The organism is Buttiauxella cochleicola, from assembly GCF_021283185.1.
Taxonomy (GTDB): domain Bacteria; phylum Pseudomonadota; class Gammaproteobacteria; order Enterobacterales; family Enterobacteriaceae; genus Buttiauxella; species Buttiauxella massiliensis.
This window is the reverse complement of the sequence record NZ_JAJSOS010000006.1, coordinates 104,900-125,613: the sequence shown is the minus strand read 5'-3', so window position 1 is coordinate 125,613 and position 20,714 is coordinate 104,900. Positions and strand designations below refer to the sequence as shown.

The following is a 20,714-nucleotide window of genomic DNA, read 5'->3' as shown; positions in this document are numbered from 1 at the left end:
TTCATAAGGTCTGTCTTCCAAACCGATGACGCATTTACTCATAGACGCTCATTGGAAGCAAGAATTATTTTCAAATAATAATTTTCTCATCCAGACGGCAGACCGTTCTCTGTGACTCTCACTCCAATCATAAATCGTGTATTTATTAATCAAGCCATCAGTGTGCAAGCTATAGTTAAACAGTACCCGGCTGGAAGGCTTAGATGGTGTAGCCATGATCCGCTTGCTGTTGGTAGTACTATTGATCACCACGTTTTTGCCGATGACGCACGCAGCCACCGAAGACCCTCCTTTGAAATTCGAAACCAAAGTTAATACCGTTCTGGGCGACTTTGATGTGATGCAAAAAAGGCGCGTCGTGCGCGTATTGATTCCATACAGTAAAACTTTCTACTTTATTGATAACGGCGGCACACAACGCGGTATCATGGTCGAACTGATGCAAGAGTTTGATAAACAGATTAATAAGGGCTTAAAACCCTCTCAGAAAACACATCTTCTATTTATTCCGACCGCACGCGATCAACTTATCCCTCAACTTGTCGCCGGGCGTGGCGATATAATTGCGGCTAATATGACGATTACAGAGGAGCGCGAAAAACTCGTCGACTTCAGCGCGCCATTGGCGCAAAACGTCCGCGAGGTCGTTATTGCCAGTAGCAAAGCGCCTGAATTAAAGAATGTTGAATCCCTGTCGGGTAAGTCTCTGTTTGTGAATCCTTCGACCAGTTACATTTCCAGTATTGATGCACTGAATAAAAGCTTAGTAGCGAAGAAACTCCCTCCAGCGGTCATCACTAAAGCCCCTGGTAATTTTGAACCAGAAGATATTCTTGAGATGGTGAATGCGAACCTTGCGGATTACACCGTTGTCGACAGGTACCTGGCACTATTATGGAAGCAAATTTATCCCAATCTAGTGGTATATGAAGACATTACTCTTCGTGATGATGGTTCTATCGCGTTGGCAATGCGCAAAAACTCCCCTCTCCTTCGTAAACAATTAGATAAATTCACCACCGCACATAAAATTGGTACTTCATTCGGAAATCAACAAGTTTATAAATATTTGCGTAATACAAAATGGGTGAAAGACTCCCGTTCACAAGAGGAGTTAGATAAGTTTTACCAGGTAACCGAAATTTTCCGCAAATATGGCGAACAATATAATGTCGACTGGCTATTGATGGCAGCGCAAGGCTATCAGGAGTCTCGCCTTGACCAGAAGGTGCGCAGTAAAAGCGGTGCGATTGGCGTAATGCAAGTGCTCCCCACGACCGGGAAAGAGTTAAAAGTCGGTGATATACGGTTAATCGACCCAAACATTAACGCGGGTGTGAAATATATCCGCTTTATGTGCGACCGCTATTTTGCAGACCAGCCCATGACCGAAATGAACAAACTGCTGTTCACCTTTGCTTCCTATAATGCAGGGCCGGCTAAAATTGCCCGGCTACGTAAAGAAGCCGAGGCCAAAGGTCTTGATCCCAACGTCTGGTTTGATAATGTCGAACGCATCGCACAACTGCGCATTGGCAATGAAACAGTGCAATACGTGAGCAATATCTTCAAGTATTACATTGCTTATCAATTAATCATGGAACAGATGAAAGCACGTGAACATGAGACTCCGCTTACAGGAGTTAAAGCAGAATAACCCTCACCTCACCTCTGCACACACTGTGTTTTTTGGGAACAGGCTTGCCTTAAATACCGATATTTATTACTGTATATAAATACAGCTTTAGAAGGAGCATTTTAATGTTCGTTGAATTGGTTTACGACAAACGAAATGTAGCGGGCCTTCCCGGTGCAAATGAAAAAATTCTTAATGAACTGACTCGAAGGGTTCAGGTCATTTTCCCCGATGCCGATGTCAGGGTAAAACCGATGCAGACTAATGCAGTTCACAGCGACTGCACCAAGAATGAAAAAGAAAAGATTAACCGTCTGGTTGAAGAGATGTTCGACGAAGCCGATTTTTGGTTGGTTTGCGAAGAGTAAAACCAAACCTATTCAGTAAACAACGTTAGGTTTTCCGTCTTCAACTCCTGATATCATCCTCGCCACTCATCATCAGTTGTTTTAAACGGGTTTCGCAGTTATGAGAAAAACAACCATCGTATTAATAGTGGTAGCAATTCTTGTATGGCTAGCAAGCCAGCAGGGTTGGATCTAGGAAATAAGAAGGAAGTGCTATCAACAGCTAGCCTTCCTTTTTCACTAAAATACAGACGAAAAAAAACCACCTAAAAGGTGGCTTTTTTAATGTATGGTGCCGACTACCGGAATCGAACTGGTGACCTACTGATTACAAGTCAGTTGCTCTACCTACTGAGCTAAGTCGGCGTGGAAAACATATTATACAAAGCCGAGCAGCTATGCAAACCCCTGTGAATCGTTCGCTCAAAAATTCAACTTATTGATTTTAAATGAACCATTTCAGGCATAAAAAAGCAGCAAAGCATTTAAAAAGGGCTAAATTATTCAAAACCAAAGCACCATTTGCAGATTAATATCTCATGATGCGAGTAACCCGTGAAGTTAAACTCCATAGCGAAACGTGTTACCTTATTATTACAATGCATTACAAATAAGATATTTTATGAAACTCATTCTCTTAATTACCCTTCTGGGTTTTGCTCAATCTTCCGCTTTTGCTGCTACAGCGACCCAGCTTTCATGCCCCCAACGCGAAAATGTAGTGATATCACGGTTTAGCCACAATCTTTCGACAATGAAATGGGACGATCACTTTATGGTTGCGTCTGGCATTAGGGTAACCAAAACAAAAAATGACGTTCCCTTTCGCGTAACTAGTTTCCAGAATGGAGATGATCTGGTTTTCTTCCCGGAGAAACAGCAGTATTTTTTGTTTTATTCAGGAATACCGACGCCGGACAGATGCACCATCGAAAGCACGAAAGTTTATCAAGTCACCCAATTGCCACGTTACGAAAAACCTGAAGTATAAATTTGCCCATAAAAAACGGGAGCACCAGGCTCCCGTTTTAGCATTAGCAAACTTTACTAATTACATATGTTCGATCATTGCATCGCCAAACTCTGAACATTTCAGCAGCTTAGCGCCTTCCATCAGGCGTTCGAAATCGTAAGTTACGGTTTTCGCGTTAATCGCGCCTTCCATACCTTTAACAATTAAGTCAGCAGCTTCGAACCATTCCATATGACGCAACATCATCTCAGCGGACAGAATAATAGAACCTGGGTTCACTTTATCCTGGCCTGCATATTTTGGTGCGGTGCCGTGGGTGGCTTCGAACAGGGCACATTCATCACCGATGTTCGCACCTGGTGCAATACCGATACCACCAACCTGAGCGGCCAGAGCGTCGGAGATGTAGTCACCGTTCAGGTTCATACAAGCGATAACGTCGTATTCAGCCGGACGCAGTAGAATCTGTTGCAGGAATGCATCAGCAATCACGTCTTTAACGATAATCTCTTTGCCGGTGTTAGGGTTTTTCAGTTTCACCCATGGGCCGCCGTCGATCAGCTCGCCGCCGAACTCTTCACGCGCCAGCTGGTAGCCCCAGTCTTTGAAAGCACCTTCGGTGAATTTCATGATGTTGCCTTTGTGAACCAGGGTCACGGAATCACGGTCGTTGGTGATTGCGTATTCGATGGCTGCACGAACCAGGCGTTTGGTGCCTTCTTCTGAGCAAGGCTTGATGCCGATACCGCAATGTTCCGGGAAACGAATTTTCGTCACACCCATTTCATCACGCAGGAATTTGATGACTTTTTCAGCTTCAGCGCTGTCAGCCTTCCACTCGATGCCCGCATAAATATCTTCTGAGTTTTCACGGAAGATAACCATGTTGGTCAGCTCTGGGTGTTTAACCGGGCTTGGTGTGCCCTGGTAGTAACGCACCGGACGCAGGCACACGTACAGGTCAAGTTGCTGACGCAAAGCAACGTTCAGAGAACGAATGCCGCCGCCAACTGGCGTGGTCAGTGGCCCTTTAATCGCCACACGGTAATCACGAATCAGGTCCAGAGTTTCTTCTGGCAGCCAGACGTCCTGGCCATAAAGTTGGGTAGATTTTTCGCCGGTATAGATTTCCATCCAGGAAATTTTCCGCTCGCCTTTGTAGGCCTTCTGCACAGCGGCATCAACCACTTTAATCATAGCTGGCGTCACGTCCACACCGATACCATCACCTTCAATGAAAGGAATGATTGGGTTGTGAGGAACATTCAGTTTGCCATCTTGCAGGGTGATCTTTTTACCTTCCGCCGGAACAACTACTTTGCTTTCCATTAACCTTCTCCTTCGAGCGCTTCTTTTTGTTAATGATTTGTAATGTGCGTGTCAATACTACTTGAATATCAGGCCCGCGCCAATCACTGGTGATTTCCGTTATAATGCGTTAATACCTAACGTCTGAAAACACTATGAATAAAACTTCTTTTAGAAACCAGCAAGTTAAACGATTCAGCACACAACGACCTGCCAAAAAACCACAGCATAGCGGACCGAAGCGGCTGGTTATCTTCAATAAACCCTATGATGTGCTACCGCAATTCACCGACGAAGCAGGCCGCAGCACGCTGAAAGATTACATACCGTTACAAGGAATTTACGCGGCGGGCCGTCTGGACAGAGATAGCGAAGGTTTGCTGGTGTTAACCAATGACGGCGCATTGCAGGCAAAACTGACTGAGCCAGGTAAACGCACCGGTAAAGTTTATTTCGTGCAGGTTGAAGGCGTACCGACGGAAGAGGCGCTGGAATCGTTGCGAAATGGCGTGACGCTCAACGATGGTCCGACTCTGCCAGCAGGCGCTGAGTTAGTTGATGAGCCAACATGGATATGGGCACGTAATCCTCCAATTCGTGAGCGTAAGGCCATTCCAACCAGTTGGTTAAAGATAACGTTGTATGAAGGCCGTAATCGCCAGGTTCGGCGGATGACGGCGCATGTCGGTTACCCGACTCTGCGCCTGGTGCGTTATGCAATGGGGACGCTGGAACTGGCAGATTTAGCGCCGGGTGAATGGCGCGAAATCCCAATGGACACGCTATAAAAGGTGCTGAGTATTCACGCCGTGTTGAGTGACATGCGAAACACGGCTACTGAGGAAAGCATCGCCATCAGGCACGGTGATTTCCAACGCCTGCTCAAAGAGCGACGAGTGAATAAGGAAATTGGCGCTACACGCGTTGCTGGCAATCGGGATATTCCAGGCCGTTGCCAGCCGCATCAAAGCTTTGACATCAGAATGATGTGGCACCGCGCTGAGCGGGTCCCAGAAGAAAATCAGCACATCTATCTGGCCTGATGCAATCAAATATCCAAGCTGTTGATCGCCCCCTATCGAACCACTCATCAGCGCCAGAACGGATAACCGAGTGTGTGCCTGCAATAAGTTTCCGGTGGTGCCAGTTGCGTAAATGATATGTTGGCTAAGAGCCGTCTGGTTATCAACCGCCCAGTTCAGCAAGTCGGGTTTACAAGGATCGTGAGCTACTAAAGCGATACGTTTCTGTTGCGGCATAATACGCGTGGTAAGCTGCATGATGGTACCCTCGTGGGATTTTTGAAATCCAACAGAGTATAGGTCACAGAAAAAATATGTGATCCAGATCGCTTTCTAATGATCGCACTAACGAATTTGAGACAGGAAGAATAACGATGTTTAAACCGCACGTTACCGTCGCCTGCGTGGTTCAGGCACAAGGGAAATTTTTGGTTGTTGAAGAAACAATCAATGGCAAAGCCACGTGGAATCAGCCTGCCGGGCACCTGGAAGCTGACGAAACGTTAATAGAAGCGGCTAAGCGCGAATTATATGAAGAAACCGGTATTTGTGCGCAACCGCAGACGTTTATCCGCATGCACCAGTGGATAGCCCCGGATAAAACCCCTTTCCTGCGATTTCTGTTTTCCATCGATCTCGACGAACAACTCCCGACAACGCCACACGATAGCGACATCGATCGTTGTTTATGGCTCGATGCGCAACAAATTGTTAACGCTGATAATTTGCGCTCACCGCTGGTTGCCGAAAGTATCCGCTGCTACCAACGTGCTGAACGTTATCCGCTCAGCATTCTGGGTGCATTTAACTGGCCGTTTAGTTAGGGGTGATAGCTTTGGGGATGCGTGATAGAATACGCCGCCTTATAAGTTCAATGTCGTGAGTTACTCCAATGTCTGAAAGCCCAAAAAAAGTGATCGTCGGGATGTCCGGCGGTGTCGATTCCTCCGTTTCCGCGTACCTGTTGCAACAACAAGGTTACAAGGTGGAAGGCCTGTTCATGAAGAACTGGGAAGAGGATGATGGCGAGGAGTACTGCACTGCAGCTGCTGATTTAGCGGATGCACAAGCCGTTTGTGACAAACTCGGCATTGAACTGCACACCGTAAACTTTGCCGCAGAATACTGGGATAACGTGTTTGAACACTTCCTGGAAGAGTACAAAGCCGGGCGCACACCAAACCCGGATATTCTGTGCAACAAAGAGATCAAATTTAAAGCTTTCCTCGAATTTGCCGCCGAAGATTTAGGTGCCGATTACATCGCCACCGGTCACTACGTGCGTCGCGAAGATGTGGACGGTAAAAGTCGCCTGTTGCGCGGCTTAGACAGCAACAAAGATCAGAGCTACTTCCTTTATACACTGGGGCACGAGCAAATCGCACAAAGCCTGTTCCCGGTCGGTGAGCTGGAAAAACCAGAAGTTCGCCGTATTGCTGAAGAGTTAGATTTGATCACCGCGAAGAAAAAAGACTCCACCGGTATCTGTTTTATCGGCGAGCGCAAATTCCGTGAATTCCTTGGCCGTTACCTTCCTGCGCAGCCGGGTAAAATCGTCACCGTTGATGGTGAAACCATTGGTCAGCACCAGGGTTTGATGTACCACACTTTGGGCCAGCGTAAAGGTCTGGGCATTGGTGGCACCAAAGACGGTAGCGAAGAGCCGTGGTACACCGTCGATAAAGACGTTGAGAACAATATTCTGGTTGTGGCTCAGGGTAGTGAGCATCCGCGCCTGATGTCCGTTGGCTTAATTGCACAGCAACTGCATTGGGTTGACCGTGAAACGTTGACCGAACCACTGAAGTGCACGGTCAAAACCCGCTATCGTCAGACTGACCTTCCATGCGTGATTACACCGCTGGATGCAGACCGTATTGAAGTGCGTTTTGATGTACCTGTTGCTGCCGTCACACCAGGCCAGTCTGCCGTGTTCTATCTCGGTGAAGTATGCCTCGGTGGTGGTGTTATTGAGCAGCGTCTGCCGCTCACTGTTTAAAAATTGTCAGCAAGGAAGAAGCTCCGTGGCCAAGAATTACTATGACATCACCATCGCACTGGCAGGGATCTGCCAGTCTGCCCGTCTGGTTCAGCAATTGGCACACCAGGGGCATTGCGATAACGATGCGCTGCATGTCTCGTTGAACAGCGTTATCGATCAAAACCCAGGCTCCACGCTGGATGTTTTTGGTGGCAACGAAGCCAATCTTAAACTCGGTCTGGAAACCTTGCTCGGCGTGTTGAACGCCAGTAATCGCCAGGGTCTGAACGCTGAACTGACGCGCTACACATTAAGTCTCATGGTGCTGGAACGTAAGCTTCACGGCAGCAAAGGCGCCATGGACAAACTCGGCTCAAGCATTGCCGGGTTGCAGCGTCAGCTTGATCATTTTGACCTTGAGTCCGATACGCTTCTGAGCGCCATGGCCGGGATTTATGTTGATGTTATTAGCCCACTTGGCCCACGTATTCAGGTCACCGGCTCCCCTGCAGTGCTGCAAAGCCCGCAGGTGCAGAGCAAAGTTCGCGCCTCATTATTGGCCGGTATCCGTGCCGCCGTGTTGTGGCATCAAGTTGGCGGTGGCCGCTTGCAGTTAATGTTTTCTCGTAGTCGCCTGTGTGCTCAGGCCAAACAAATTCTTGCTCAATGTTAACCTCTCTGGAGTTGTAACTTATGGAATTATCCTCACTGACCGCCGTTTCCCCCGTTGATGGACGTTACGGCGACAAAGTCAGCGCTCTGCGCGCTATTTTCAGCGAATTTGGTTTGCTGAAATTCCGCGTACAAGTCGAAGTACGTTGGCTGCAAAAACTGGCCACGCACGCAGCGATCAAGGAAGTTCCTGCTTTTGACGCAGACGCAATCGGTTACCTTGATAAAATTGTTGCTGAGTTTAGTGAAGAAGATGCAGCACGCATCAAAACTATTGAACGCACCACCAATCACGACGTAAAAGCGGTTGAGTATTTCCTGAAAGAAAAAGTAGAGGCCGTTCCTGCCCTGCATGCGGTATCTGAATTTATTCACTTCGCCTGTACTTCTGAAGATATCAACAACCTGTCCCACGCGTTGATGCTGCAAACTGCACGCCAGGACGTGGTACTGCCGTACTGGCGCAAAGTGATCGACGCGGTGAAAGATCTGTCGGTTCAGTATCGCGATATTCCACTGCTTTCCCGTACCCACGGCCAGCCAGCCACCCCATCAACAATGGGTAAAGAGATGGCGAACGTGGCATACCGTATGGAACGCCAGTTCCGTCAGTTAGAGAAAGTGGACATTCTGGGCAAAATCAACGGCGCTGTGGGTAACTATAATGCCCACATGGTTGCTTACCCGGAAGTTGACTGGCACCAGTTCAGCGAAGAGTTCGTGACTTCACTGGGCATTCAGTGGAACCCGTACACCACACAAATCGAGCCGCACGATTACATCGCTGAGCTGTTTGACTGCATCGCACGCTTTAACACCATTCTGATCGACTTCGATCGTGACGTCTGGGGTTACATCGCGCTGAACCACTTCAAGCAGAAAACGATTGCTGGCGAAATCGGCTCCTCTACTATGCCGCACAAAGTTAACCCAATTGACTTCGAAAACTCCGAAGGCAACCTGGGCCTGTCTAACGCGATGCTGCAACATCTGGCGAGCAAACTGCCTGTTTCACGCTGGCAGCGCGACCTGACTGACTCCACCGTGCTGCGTAACCTGGGAGTTGGTATTGGCTATGCGCTGATTGCATACCAGTCAACCCTGAAAGGTGTGAGCAAGCTGGAAGTGAACCGTGACCGTCTGCTGGCAGAACTTGATCTCAACTGGGAAGTGTTGGCTGAGCCAATTCAGACCGTGATGCGCCGTTACGGCATTGAAAAGCCTTACGAGAAGCTCAAAGAACTGACTCGCGGCAAACGCGTTGATGCTGAAGGCATGAAACAGTTTATCGACAGCCTTGAGCTGCCAGAAGAGGAAAAAACTCGCCTGAAAGCGATGACCCCGGCTAACTATATTGGCCGCGCCATCACCATGGTTGACGAGCTGAAATAACCTTCCTACGCCACCCTCCGCGGTGGCGTTTTTTTCATCCCCGCCTGTTTATACATGGTTTATGCCCCCTCGTTGATAATTAGCGTTAAACTATCAATGCCGTTTATATTCTGGGGGATAAAGAATGCGAGTTCTGGTTGTAGAAGATAATACTCTGTTACGTCACCATCTCAAGGTTCAGCTTCGTGAGTCCGGGCATCAGGTCGATGCAGCTGAAGATGCCAAAGAAGCTGACTATTTCCTGAATGAACATACCCCCGATATTGCCATAGTCGATTTAGGCCTGCCCGATGAAGATGGCTTAAGCCTGATTCGCCGCTGGCGCAGCCATGACGTGACGATTCCTATCTTGGTTCTGACCGCGCGTGAAGGCTGGCAAGACAAGGTCGAAGTGCTGGGTGCGGGTGCTGATGATTACGTAACCAAGCCGTTTCATCTCGAGGAAGTGGTCGCCCGCATGCAGGTTTTAATGCGCCGCAACAGCGGCCTGGCATCACAGGTTATTTCCCTGCCCCCTTTCCAGGTCGATTTGTCACGCCGCGAGCTGCTTATCAACGACAACCTTATCAAGCTCACTGCCTTTGAATACACCATTATGGAAACGCTAATTCGTAACAATGGCAAAGTGGTTAGCAAAGATTCACTCATGCTCCAGCTTTACCCCGATGCCGAACTGCGTGAAAGCCACACCATTGATGTATTGATGGGACGTCTGCGCAAGAAGATCCTGGCTGAATACCCGCACGAAGCCATCACCACGGTGCGCGGTCAAGGTTACCGCTTCGATCTGCGTTAACCATGAAATTCATCCGACATTTTTTACCGTTATCGTTACGAGTTCGCTTTTTACTCGCAACCGCCGCCGTCGTTTTGGTGCTGTCACTGGCCTACGGCGTTGTGGCACTGGTGGGTTATAACATCAGTTTTGATAAAACAACTTTTCGTTTGCTGCGCGGCGAGAGCAACCTGTTTTATACCCTCGCGACCTACGAGAACGGCAAGATAAATGTCGTGATTCCTGAAAACCTGAATCTGAAAACTCCGACTATGGCCCTTATCTACGATGATAAAGGCAAGCTGATGTGGGCTCAGCGTGATTTGCCGCATGTAGTGCAGCAAATTAAAAAAGAGTGGCTCGTCACCGACGGTTTTCACGACCTGGAAGCCAATTTTGATACCAGCCATGACTTGTTAGGCAACGACCAAAATCTCCAGAACCAGCTAAAAGATTTTTATGATGGCGACTATAGCGATGAAGTCAGCCACTCCGTAGCGGTCAACAAATACCCGGCAATGGGTAAAATGCCCGCTTTAACCATTGTGGTGGTCGACACCATTCCAATCGAGTTAAAACGCTCGTATACGGTCTGGAGTTTGTTTACCTGTGTTTTCCTCGCCAACCTGTTGTTGGTTATCCCGTTGCTTTGGTTAGCCGCCCGCTGGAGCTTGCGCCCTATCGAAGAGTTGGCAAAAGAAGTGCGTGAGCTCGAAAAACATGACCGAGACAGCCTGAACCCAGAAACCACACGCGAGCTAACCAGCCTGGTGCGTAATCTTAATCGCCTGCTGCGCACTGAACGCGACCGTTACGATAAATACCGCACCACACTTACCGACTTAACGCACAGTCTGAAAACACCGCTGGCGGTTTTACAGAGCACCTTGCGATCGATGCGCACGAAGAAGCTAAATATTGAAGAAGCAGAACCGTTGATGCTGGAACAAATCAGCCGTATCTCGCAGCAAATTGGCTATTACCTGCATCGCGCCAGCATGCGTGGCGACAGTGCGCTTATCAGCCGTGAGCTTCATCCGGTCGCCCCGCTACTCGACAGCCTGTGTTCCGCGCTTAACAAGGTTTATCAACGCAAAGGCGTGAATATCACGCTGGATATCTCCCCTGAAATCACTTTTGTGGGCGAGAAAAATGACTTTATGGAAGTGATGGGTAACGTGCTGGATAACGCCTGCAAATACTGCCTCGAATTTGTTGAGATATCAGGCCGCCAGCTCGATGACACGCTGCATTTAATCGTTGACGACGACGGCCCAGGAATCCCGGAAAGCAAACGCAGCATGGTGTTTGACCGTGGGCAACGCGCAGACACCTTGCGACCTGGGCAAGGTGTCGGATTATCCGTCGCTCGTGAAATCGTGGAGCAATACGACGGCGAGATTCAAACCTCGACCAGTGAACTGGGTGGTGCACGTATGGAAGTGATTTTTGCGCGCCAGCGTCCAGACCGAGAAGAAGATTGAAAATACTCCCGTAACGGCGGGCACCATCCGTTATAATCCTCGGCAGGCTCCTTCACCTGCCGGATAATAATATGGACTATCAACTCGACCTAAATTGGCCCGATTTCATCGCGAACTACTGGCAAAAACGCCCGGTGGTTCTAAAACGTGGCTTCAAAAATTTCATCGACCCTATCTCCCCTGATGAACTGGCAGGCCTTGCCATGGAAAACGAGGTGGACAGCCGCCTGGTCAGCCATAACGACGGCAGATGGCAAGTCAGTCACGGTCCGTTCCAGAGCTACGATCACCTGGGCGAAAACAACTGGTCTTTACTGGTTCAGGCGGTTAACCACTGGCATGAACAAAGTGCCCGCCTGATGCGCCCATTCCGTGCCCTGCCAGACTGGCGAATTGACGATCTGATGATCTCTTTCTCGGTTCCAGGCGGCGGCGTTGGCCCGCATTATGACCAGTACGACGTATTTATCATTCAGGGCGTTGGCCGCCGCCGCTGGCGTGTCGGGGAGAAAGTCGCCCTGAAACAACACTGCCCGCACCCTGATTTGCTGCAAGTTGAGCCGTTCGACGCCATCATCGACGAAGAGCTGGAGCCGGGCGATATTATCTATATTCCGCCTGGTTTCCCGCACGAAGGTTACTCGCTGGAAAACTCGATGAACTACTCGGTAGGTTTCCGTGCGCCAAGTGGCCGCGAGCTGATTAGTGGTTTTGCCGATTATGTGTTGCAACGCGAACTGGGCAGCCAGCGTTATACCGACCCTGACGTGCCTGCACGCCAGCACCCTGCCGATGTGCTGCCGCAGGAAATGGACAAGTTACGCGAAATGATGCTGGAACTGATTAACCAGCCAGAGCATTTTAAAACCTGGTTCGGCGAGTTTGTTTCCCAGTCACGCCACGAACTTGACGTTGCGCCACCAGAGCCACCCTATCAGCCTGACGAGATTTATGACGCACTGAAACAAGGTGATGCCATTACTCGCCTCGGTGGATTACGCGTGCTGCGTATTGCCGATGAGATTTACGTCAACGGCGAGAAAATTGACAGCCCGCATCGCCCGGCGCTTGAAGCATTAGCGAGCAATATTACACTGAAAGCAGAAATGTTTGGTGATGCGTTAGAAGACCCGTCGTTCCTTGCCATGCTGGCAGCGCTGGTGAATAGCGGGTACTGGTATTTCGAAGATTAAATAGAAACGTATGGGTGGATGTCACTTGCGTTAATCCACCCTACATCAGTCTTCCGTAGGTCGGATTAGCGCAAGCGACATCCGACTTATGTTTACCCCCGCTTAGCCACCAGCTCCGCTATCCTCACAATCACAGCCACCGCTTTTTCCATCCCCTCCAGCGTCACAAACTCGTGTTTGCCGTGATAGTTATAGCCGCCGGTGAACAGGTTAGGACAAGGCAAACCTTTAAACGACAGTTGTGCGCCATCGGTGCCACCGCGAATCGGTTTCATGATCGGTTCGATGTCGCAGTCACGCATCGCCTGCTGCGCCACTTCGATAATATAAGGGTGCTCGGCCACTTTCTCGCGCATGTTGTAATAGCTGTCGTCGATCACTAGCTCGATATAGCAATCCGGGTGCAGGCCTTTGCCCACCTTCTTTGCGATATCCATCATCTTGCGTTTACGCGCTTCAAACTGTTCACGGTCAAAATCACGGATGATGTAGTGCATTTCCGCTTTATCAACCGAGCCTTTAATGCCGTGCAGATGGTAGAAACCTTCATAGCCATCGGTGCATTCAGGGCTTTCATCGGCCGGGACTTCTGCGTGAATGCGCGCGGCAATCGAAAGTGCGTTGACCATCACTCCTTTTGCAGAACCGGGGTGAACATTGTTGCCGACAATTTTAATGGTTACAGACGCCGCATTGAAGTTCTCGCACTCCAGTTCACCGACACCACCGCCATCAACGGTATAGGCCCAGCGTGCATCAAATGCGTCAACGTCAAAGTGCTTAGCACCTTTGCCAACCTCTTCATCCGGCGTGAACGCCACACGAATATCACCATGCGGGATTTTTTTCTCCTGGAGTACCGCCAGCGCGGTCATGATCTCAGCAATACCGGCTTTGTCATCGGCACCAAGCAGCGTCTTGCCATCGGTGGTAATCAGCGTTTGCCCAAGTAACTGGTGTAAAACCGGGAACATCACCGGTGATAGCACTTCATCGCCAATGCCTAGCGCGATATCACCACCACGATAGTTTTCGACAATCTGCGGATTAACGTTTTTGCCCGAAAAGTCAGGTGCGGTATCTACATGAGAGATAAAACCAATAGCCGGGACTTTTTTATCGACGGTAGACGGAAGTGTTCCCATGACTGTGCCATGCTCAGCAATAGTCACATTCACTAAACCCATATCTTCCATTTGTTCTTTTAGCAACCGCAACAACTTCCACTGACCTTCAGTGCTGGGAACTTGTTTTACGCCGGATTTGGACTGCGTATCCAAAGAGACATAATGTAAGAAACGTTCAAGTAATTTATCCATGTCGCGCTACCCTCAATTTTTGTGACTTCATTATCAGTAAGCCACAGATGCAAATATTGCGTTAGGTCACTTTTAGCCTGGTAGTGTTGAAAATAGTCACGAATGTAATGCAATGCGAGAGGATTTGGTGTTTGCTGCTTTAAACATCTTCATAATCAATCCCCAGGAAAGCATCAAGGATTGGCGATTTCAATGCTTTGCCGTAGAATGCCTGCCCTTACTTAAACGTGCAGAAACCGCAAGGTGGTTAATCACAAACCCCGCATCAGCCCGCAATTTGATGCGTCTTATATGGGACAGCGTAAAAAATTGAATAAACAGCAATGTTCGCTCTCTCCGCTGGTAGAACTGGTGGGAGTAAGAAAGAGCTTTGATGGTAAAACCGTTATTTCTGATTTATCTCTCACCATTAATGATGGTGAATTCCTGACACTCCTTGGCCCTTCCGGCTGTGGCAAAACTACTGTGCTGCGCTTAATTGCCGGACTGGAAAGCGTTGACTCCGGGACTATCTCTCTTGAGGACCTGGACATTACACGGGTTCCGGCTGAGCATCGCCACGTCAACACCGTCTTCCAGAGCTACGCTCTTTTCCCTCACATGACCGTTTTTGAAAACGTGGCATTCGGTCTAAGAATGCAAAAAACACCCGCTGCCGAGATACCTCCGCGCGTGAATGACGCGTTGAAAATGGTGCAGCTTGAGGAATTTGCGCAGCGTTTACCGCATCAGCTTTCTGGCGGCCAGCAACAGCGCGTGGCGATTGCGCGTGCGGTAGTCAACAAACCCCGTCTGTTGCTGCTTGATGAGTCACTTTCCGCACTCGATTACAAATTGCGCAAGCAGATGCAGAACGAATTAAAGGCGCTGCAACGTAAACTCGGAATCACCTTTGTCTTCGTCACTCACGACCAGGAAGAAGCATTGACCATGTCCGACAGGATTGTGGTGATGCGTGATGGTCACATTGAGCAAGACGGCACGCCGCGTGAAATTTACGAAGAGCCGAAAAACCTGTTTGTGGCGAGTTTCATTGGTGAAATCAATATCTTCGATGCCATCGTCATTGAGCGGGTTGACGAGCAGCGCGTGCTGGCGAACGTTGAAGGCCGCGAATGCCATATTTACGTAACGATGCCAGTCACCGCAGGCCAACGGCTGAAAGTGCTGCTGCGCCCAGAAGATCTGCGTGTTGAAGAGATCAACGATACCCACGTTGCCGATGGTTTAATTGGCTATGTGCGTGAACGAAACTATAAAGGTATGACGCTGGAATCTAACGTTGAGTTGGAAAACGGCAAAATGGTGATGGTCAGCGAATTCTTCAATGAAGATGACCCTGATTTTGACCATACACTTGATCAAAAGATGGCTGTGAATTGGGTTGAAAGCTGGGAGGTAGTGCTGGCAGATGAAGAGCTCACGTAAGTTCCAGAATCTGGTGATCGCCACCATCGTCGGTTGGTTGCTGTTGTTTGTGTTCTTGCCCAACCTGATGATCATTGGGACAAGTTTCCTGACGCGTGATGATGCTAATTTCGTCAGCATGGTTTTCACGCTGGATAACTACACCCGGCTTGCCGACCCACTGTATGCACAAGTGCTACTTCACTCGCTAAATATGGCGGTGATAGCCACCCTCGCCTGCCTGGTGCTGGGCTATCCGTTTGCCTGGTTCCTTGCTCGCCTGCCAGAACGCGTGCGCCCGCTGCTGTTGTTTTTGCTGATTGTTCCCTTCTGGACTAACTCACTGATTCGCATTTATGGGCTGAAGATTTTCCTCAGCACCAAAGGTTACATGAATGCGTTCCTGCTGTGGCTCGGCGTGATTGATACCCCGATTCGAATCATGTACACCGAAAGCGCGGTCATCCTCGGCCTGGTTTATATCCTGCTACCGTTTATGGTGATGCCACTCTATTCGAGCATCGAGAAGCTCGACAAACCGCTACTGGAAGCGGCGCGTGATTTGGGTGCGAGCAAACTACAGACCTTTATCCGGATTATTATCCCGCTCACCATGCCGGGAATTATTGCCGGTTGTTTGCTGGTTATGCTGCCTGCAATGGGGCTTTTTTACGTGTCAGACCTGATGGGTGGCGCGAAAAACCTGCTGATTGGCAACGTCATTAAGAGCCAGTTCCTGAATATTCGTGACTGGCCGTTTGGGGCGGCCACCAGCATTACACTGACACTGGTGATGGGTCTGATGCTGCTTATTTACTGGCGTGCCGCCAGATTGCTGAATAAAAAGGTGGAATTAGAATGATGGGTCGCCTGCTCCGTGGCGGCTTTATGACCGCCATCTACGCGTATCTGTACATCCCGATTATCATTTTGATCGTCAACTCATTTAACAGTTCGCGTTTCGGTATTAACTGGCAAGGCTTTACCGGCAAGTGGTATAGCCTGCTGATGAACAACGATAGTCTGCTGCAAGCTGCTCAACACTCGCTGACTATGGCGGTGTTTTCTGCCACCGCGGCGACGTTAATTGGCTCGTTAACGGCCGTGGCGTTATACCGCTACCGTTTTCGCGGCAAGCCTTTCGTCAGCGGTATGTTGTTTGTGGTGATGATGTCGCCCGATATTGTGATGGCGATTTCACTGTTGGTGCTGTTTATGCTGCTGGGCGTTTCGCTCGGATTCTGGTCGCTGCTGTTCTCACACATCACCTTCTGCCTGCCGTTTGTGGTGGTGACCGTCTATTCCCGCCTCAAAGGGTTTGATGTACGGATGTTAGAAGCGGCGAAAGATTTAGGTGCCAGCGAACTGACAATTCTGCGCAAGATCCTCTTACCGCTGGCAATGCCTGCCGTTGCCGCAGGCTGGTTGCTCAGTTTTACGCTCTCGATGGACGATGTAGTGGTTTCATCGTTTGTTACCGGGCCAAGTTATGAAATTTTACCGTTGAAGATTTACTCAATGGTGAAGGTCGGTGTTTCACCCGAGGTGAACGCACTTGCGACCATTCTGTTAGTACTCTCGCTGGTCCTGGTTGTTGCCAGTCAGCTTATTCTTCGTGATAAAACTCAGGGGACGTTAAAATGACTAAATGGCCACGCCACCTGCTCGCTGCGGGCGCTCTGGTACTGGGTATGGGCGCTGCACATGCCGACGATAGCAAGACGCTCTACTTCTATAACTGGACCGAGTATGTGCCGCCAGGACTGCTTGAGCAGTTCACTAAAGAAACCGGTATTAAGGTGATTTATTCGACCTACGAGTCGAATGAAACCATGTACGCCAAGTTGAAAACCTATAAAGAAGGTGCCTACGATTTAGTGGTGCCATCGACCTACTTTGTCGCGAAAATGCGCAATGAAGGCATGATCCAGAAGATCGATAAAAGCAAACTGAGCAACTTCAAGAATCTCGATCCGGAAATGCTCAACAAGCCCTTCGACCCGAATAATGACTATTCCATTCCTTATATCTGGGGTGCTACGGCGATTGGTGTTAATAGCGACGCCATAGACCCGAAAACCATCACCCGTTGGGCCGATTTATGGAAACCGGAATATAAGCAAAGCCTGTTGCTGACTGATGATGCACGCGAAGTGTTCCAGGTCGCTCTGCGCAAGCTCGGCTACTCCGGCAATACCACCAATCCAAAAGAGATTGAAGCGGCGTACCACGAGCTGCAAAAACTGATGCCAAACGTCGCGGCATTTAACTCGGATAACCCAGCCAACCCGTTTATGGAAGGCGAAGTGAATCTTGGGATGGTGTGGAATGGCTCCGCTTACGTTGCCCGTCAGGCGGGGACTCCGCTGGAAATTGTCTGGCCAAAAGAAGGCGGGATTTTCTGGATGGATAACCTTTCTATCCCGGCAAATGCTAAAAACGTCGATGGTGCGCTGAAACTGATTAACTTCCTGCTGCGCCCGGACGTGGCAAAACAGGTGGCTGAAACCATAGGCTACCCAACGCCAAATCTTGAAGCACGCAAACTGCTGCCGAAAGAAGTGTCCGGTGATAAGACGCTCTACCCGGATGAAGCGGTGCTGAAAAATGGTGAGTGGCAGAACGATGTCGGCGATGCCAGCACGATTTATGAGAATTACTATCAGAAGCTGAAAGCAGGCCGTTAATTTTTATACCAGGCGGGGCAATCGTCCCGCCTTTTTAATTCATCCTTTCGCCTTATGGCATCAGTTCCCTCTCTTTCTACGCTTGAATGAGCGCCTGACTGTTGCCGTTATCTCACTACACCCGCTCGTTGCAGACTGAGTGAAAATCGTGATGAATACATTCTTTATACTCGCCCAACTGCTCAACCTTGGTATTTTCACCGCGTTTATTCTCGCGAGGAAAGAGAAGCCCGAGGCTAAACCACTGATTGATCTCAGAGCGATACAACTCTTACGGCTGACTTATTTACTGCCAATAATCGCCTTCGCCTGGAGCCTTTTCCTTGTGGAATACGTTACGCCGCTGGATTGGGTTTGTTTGCTGATAGCAATTGCAGGAACCGTTCTGGTGGTGAAAGGGAAAATCGATTTAGGGACACATCATACCTGGGCGGGGTATTACCTTCCTCATGCGCAGCGAATACACAGCGGGATCTTTTCGTGGATAGCTCACCCCATGTACGCGGGAATCATTATGGTGATCCTCTCTTGCAGCGCAGTGTATGTGACCCGATTGCCGTGGTATATCAGCGCATTGGCATTACTTTGTTGCGCGTATATTTCGCTATTTTTGATTGTCGTGGCTTTGCGGGAAGAGAAGTTATTTGTCACGGCGAAAGCGTAATTTGTTGATATTAATAGGCGGGCAGCATCGGCTACCCGCTATTTGTTATAGACCTTTCAACAAGCGGTCGACATACTCCGGCACCACTTCACTGGCTAAGCCGTAGAATTTTTCCTCGAACTCACTGCCAACCTGGCTCGGTTCAAGATTCAGCTCAACCGTATGCGCGCCTTGCAAACGGGCTTCGTGTACGAACCCGGCAGCTGGGTACACATGGCCCGACGTACCGATAGCAATAAAGTAATCAGCCGTAGCAATAGCCTGATAAATCTCATCCATACCCAGTGGCATTTCGCCAAACCACACCACATGTGGGCGAAGCGGTGCAGAAAGCTGGCAGCAATGGCAGCGGTCTTCGCGGGTAATATCCCCTTTCCACTCCAGCACTTGCCCACTGCGCGCACAGCGAACTTTCAGCAGTTCACCATGCATATGGATAATGTTTTTATTGCCGGCTCGTTCATGGAGGTTATCAATATTCTGCGTCACCAACAGGAAGTGATCACCCAGCTCTTCTTCCAGACGGGCCAGTGCCAGATGGGCAGCATTCGGTTTAATTTCCGACTGCTGAAGTTGCTGGCGGCGAGCGTTATAAAACGCCTGTACCAATTCAGGATCGCGTGCGAAGCCTTCAGGCGTCGCAACATCTTCAACCCTATGCTCTTCCCACAAACCATCAGTGGCGCGGAACGTTTGAATGCCTGACTCAGCGGAAATTCCCGCTCCGGTCAGAACCACAACTCTGGGTTTTTCCATCGCTTCGGGTCCAGGTATATCTCTGAAAAAAGCACGCTGACGTAAACGCTGACGGAGCAGGCGCTTAGTTTTGCGAAACCGGCTTAGCCGATGTTGACGACGCGATAGCATAATTTACTCCGTGAGATGGAGGAATGCCGCACCACGCATGCCACCGGCATCACCATGACGCGCAGGTTCAATACGCGGTACTTTTGCCACAGGCAGAAGATACTTAGGCAGACGCTCAGGCAGTTGCTGGTACATCTCAGTAAAGTTAGACAACCCGCCGCCGATCACGACCAGATGCGCATCAATGGCCGTTAACAAGCTGCCAAGGCAGCAGGCCAGCAGCTCAACGAAGCGATCGACATGGGCTACAGCCTTTTCATCACCTGCGCGGTAGCGGGCAACAATTTCTTTAGAGTCCAGTGGTTCAGAGTAGAAGTGCTGATAAACCCACGCAAATCCACGGCCAGAAAGATAGTTTTCAATACAGCCATGTTGCCCGCAACCGCAGCGCGTGAGGGGAATATCACGGCCCAGCACGTTAAGTGCATCAACTGGCAGGCGGGTATGACCAAATTCGCCGGTAATATAGTTGCGCCCGGTAATGGATTTACCGTTGACAATGATGCCACCACCAACACCCGTACCGAGAATCAGGCCCATAACCACCGGGTAATCACGAAACTCATCGTCCCAGGCCTCAGAGAGCGCAAAACAGTTCGCATCGTTGTCCATGCGTACATCACGCCCGAGCATCGCGCTCAGATCTGCCTGTACCGGTTTCCCGCTGGCTGCCGGGACATTCGCTGCGTATAACGTGCCATCATCTGTGACGGGCATTCCGGGGATACCAATACCCACCGAGCCTTTAATACCAAAACGGCTATCGGCTTCCTGTACCATGGAAGCGATAGCCGCTAAAAAGTTCTCATAACTGTCATGCGGGGTGGGAACACGTTTTTCCCATTGCAGACGACGCTCACTGTCGTAGACCCCAAGAGCCATCTTGCTGCCACCAATATCAAATCCGTAATACATCGTTTCTCCCTATACCCGTCAAACTTCAAGCTGCAGGAGTGCCGCCTACCTGCAACTTGAATTATTCGGGGT

Annotated in this window: 21 protein-coding genes and 1 tRNA gene; 16 read left to right on the top strand and 6 right to left on the bottom strand. The window is 49.6% G+C overall.

What is annotated here, in order from left to right:
* Nucleotides 1-214 precede the first annotated feature (214 nt).
* Together LVQ76_RS10955 and LVQ76_RS10950 are read left to right on the top strand one after the other, a co-directional pair.
* Nucleotides 215-1,657, top strand: a complete 1,443-nt coding sequence (locus LVQ76_RS10955; protein ID WP_232903847.1) for an MltF family protein — start codon at nucleotides 215-217, stop codon at nucleotides 1,655-1,657.
* A gap of 104 nt (nucleotides 1,658-1,761) precedes the next feature.
* Nucleotides 1,762-2,004, top strand: coding sequence for a DinI-like family protein (locus LVQ76_RS10950; RefSeq protein ID WP_232865507.1), 243 nt, complete (start codon nucleotides 1,762-1,764; stop codon nucleotides 2,002-2,004).
* A 269-nt stretch (nucleotides 2,005-2,273) separates the two neighbouring features.
* Here the strand turns inward: LVQ76_RS10950 and LVQ76_RS10945 are convergent.
* A tRNA-Thr gene (locus LVQ76_RS10945) sits at nucleotides 2,274-2,349 on the bottom strand.
* A gap of 256 nt (nucleotides 2,350-2,605) precedes the next feature.
* Between LVQ76_RS10945 and LVQ76_RS10940 the strand changes: the two genes are divergently transcribed.
* The gene (locus LVQ76_RS10940) at nucleotides 2,606-2,974 is read left to right on the top strand and encodes a hypothetical protein (protein WP_232921618.1); all 369 of its coding nucleotides are present in this window, start codon (nucleotides 2,606-2,608) and stop codon (nucleotides 2,972-2,974) included.
* A 60-nt stretch (nucleotides 2,975-3,034) separates the two neighbouring features.
* On the opposite strand, the gene icd is transcribed toward LVQ76_RS10940, so the two are convergent.
* Nucleotides 3,035-4,285, bottom strand: coding sequence for an NADP-dependent isocitrate dehydrogenase (icd, locus tag LVQ76_RS10935; RefSeq protein ID WP_064518026.1), 1,251 nt, complete (start codon nucleotides 4,283-4,285; stop codon nucleotides 3,035-3,037).
* A gap of 134 nt (nucleotides 4,286-4,419) precedes the next feature.
* On the opposite strand from icd, the gene rluE reads away from it, so the two are divergent.
* Entirely contained in the window at nucleotides 4,420-5,052 is a 633-nt protein-coding gene (rluE, locus tag LVQ76_RS10930) for a 23S rRNA pseudouridine(2457) synthase RluE (RefSeq protein ID WP_232921617.1), read from the top strand.
* Here the strand turns inward: rluE and LVQ76_RS10925 are convergent.
* Entirely contained in the window at nucleotides 5,047-5,544 is a 498-nt protein-coding gene (locus LVQ76_RS10925) for a methylglyoxal synthase (protein ID WP_151995488.1), read from the bottom strand. The genes rluE and LVQ76_RS10925 overlap by 6 nt on opposite strands.
* Before the next feature lie 116 nt (nucleotides 5,545-5,660).
* On the opposite strand from LVQ76_RS10925, the gene LVQ76_RS10920 reads away from it, so the two are divergent.
* The 7 genes from LVQ76_RS10920 to LVQ76_RS10890 all read left to right on the top strand — a co-directional run bounded on the left by LVQ76_RS10920 (nucleotide 5,661) and on the right by LVQ76_RS10890 (nucleotide 12,783).
* Entirely contained in the window at nucleotides 5,661-6,110 is a 450-nt protein-coding gene (locus tag LVQ76_RS10920; protein WP_232865510.1) for an NUDIX hydrolase, read from the top strand.
* A gap of 68 nt (nucleotides 6,111-6,178) precedes the next feature.
* Nucleotides 6,179-7,285, top strand: a complete 1,107-nt coding sequence (mnmA, locus tag LVQ76_RS10915; RefSeq protein WP_064518017.1) for a tRNA 2-thiouridine(34) synthase MnmA — start codon at nucleotides 6,179-6,181, stop codon at nucleotides 7,283-7,285.
* A 25-nt stretch (nucleotides 7,286-7,310) separates the two neighbouring features.
* Nucleotides 7,311-7,940 carry a high frequency lysogenization protein HflD gene (hflD, locus tag LVQ76_RS10910; RefSeq protein ID WP_134183377.1) on the top strand — a complete coding sequence of 210 codons (630 nt, stop codon included), beginning with the start codon at nucleotides 7,311-7,313 and terminating at the stop codon, nucleotides 7,938-7,940.
* A 20-nt stretch (nucleotides 7,941-7,960) separates the two neighbouring features.
* On the top strand, nucleotides 7,961-9,331 hold the full coding sequence (gene purB / locus LVQ76_RS10905; RefSeq protein WP_154153033.1) for an adenylosuccinate lyase: 1,371 nt from the start codon (nucleotides 7,961-7,963) through the stop codon (nucleotides 9,329-9,331).
* A 124-nt stretch (nucleotides 9,332-9,455) separates the two neighbouring features.
* Nucleotides 9,456-10,127, top strand: a complete 672-nt coding sequence (phoP, locus tag LVQ76_RS10900; RefSeq protein ID WP_232921616.1) for a two-component system response regulator PhoP — start codon at nucleotides 9,456-9,458, stop codon at nucleotides 10,125-10,127.
* Nucleotides 10,128-10,129: 2 nt separating this feature from the next.
* Complete coding sequence (gene phoQ / locus LVQ76_RS10895; RefSeq protein ID WP_232921615.1) at nucleotides 10,130-11,590, top strand: two-component system sensor histidine kinase PhoQ; 1,461 nt, start codon at nucleotides 10,130-10,132, stop codon at nucleotides 11,588-11,590.
* Between the two features lie 71 nt (nucleotides 11,591-11,661).
* Nucleotides 11,662-12,783: a ribosomal protein uL16 3-hydroxylase gene (locus LVQ76_RS10890; protein WP_232921614.1), complete on the top strand. Its 1,122-nt coding sequence runs from the start codon at nucleotides 11,662-11,664 to the stop codon at nucleotides 12,781-12,783.
* A 92-nt stretch (nucleotides 12,784-12,875) separates the two neighbouring features.
* Here LVQ76_RS10890 and pepT read toward each other — a convergent pair whose 3' ends face one another.
* Nucleotides 12,876-14,102, bottom strand: coding sequence for a peptidase T (gene pepT, locus LVQ76_RS10885; protein WP_232903852.1), 1,227 nt, complete (start codon nucleotides 14,100-14,102; stop codon nucleotides 12,876-12,878).
* 291 nt (nucleotides 14,103-14,393) lie between these two features.
* On the opposite strand from pepT, the gene potA reads away from it, so the two are divergent.
* From potA to LVQ76_RS10860, 5 genes are all read left to right on the top strand, one after another.
* Complete coding sequence (gene potA, locus LVQ76_RS10880; RefSeq protein ID WP_034457169.1) at nucleotides 14,394-15,530, top strand: spermidine/putrescine ABC transporter ATP-binding protein PotA; 1,137 nt, start codon at nucleotides 14,394-14,396, stop codon at nucleotides 15,528-15,530.
* On the top strand, nucleotides 15,514-16,371 hold the full coding sequence (gene potB / locus LVQ76_RS10875; protein ID WP_064517974.1) for a spermidine/putrescine ABC transporter permease PotB: 858 nt from the start codon (nucleotides 15,514-15,516) through the stop codon (nucleotides 16,369-16,371). Before potA ends, potB begins: the two co-directional genes overlap by 17 nt.
* Nucleotides 16,368-17,153: a spermidine/putrescine ABC transporter permease PotC gene (potC, locus tag LVQ76_RS10870; protein ID WP_232865515.1), complete on the top strand. Its 786-nt coding sequence runs from the start codon at nucleotides 16,368-16,370 to the stop codon at nucleotides 17,151-17,153. The genes potB and potC overlap by 4 nt, the downstream gene beginning before the upstream one ends.
* Nucleotides 17,150-18,196: a spermidine/putrescine ABC transporter substrate-binding protein PotD gene (gene potD, locus LVQ76_RS10865; protein ID WP_232921613.1), complete on the top strand. Its 1,047-nt coding sequence runs from the start codon at nucleotides 17,150-17,152 to the stop codon at nucleotides 18,194-18,196. The genes potC and potD overlap by 4 nt, the downstream gene beginning before the upstream one ends.
* 151 nt (nucleotides 18,197-18,347) lie before the next feature.
* The gene (locus LVQ76_RS10860) at nucleotides 18,348-18,860 is read left to right on the top strand and encodes a methyltransferase (RefSeq protein ID WP_232921612.1); all 513 of its coding nucleotides are present in this window, start codon (nucleotides 18,348-18,350) and stop codon (nucleotides 18,858-18,860) included.
* Nucleotides 18,861-18,905: 45 nt separating this feature from the next.
* On the opposite strand, the gene cobB is transcribed toward LVQ76_RS10860, so the two are convergent.
* Both cobB and nagK read right to left on the bottom strand, forming a co-directional pair.
* On the bottom strand, nucleotides 18,906-19,727 hold the full coding sequence (cobB, locus tag LVQ76_RS10855; protein ID WP_232921611.1) for a Sir2 family NAD+-dependent deacetylase: 822 nt from the start codon (nucleotides 19,725-19,727) through the stop codon (nucleotides 18,906-18,908).
* A gap of 3 nt (nucleotides 19,728-19,730) precedes the next feature.
* Nucleotides 19,731-20,642, bottom strand: a complete 912-nt coding sequence (gene nagK, locus LVQ76_RS10850; protein WP_232865518.1) for an N-acetylglucosamine kinase — start codon at nucleotides 20,640-20,642, stop codon at nucleotides 19,731-19,733.
* Nucleotides 20,643-20,714: the final 72 nt, after the last annotated feature.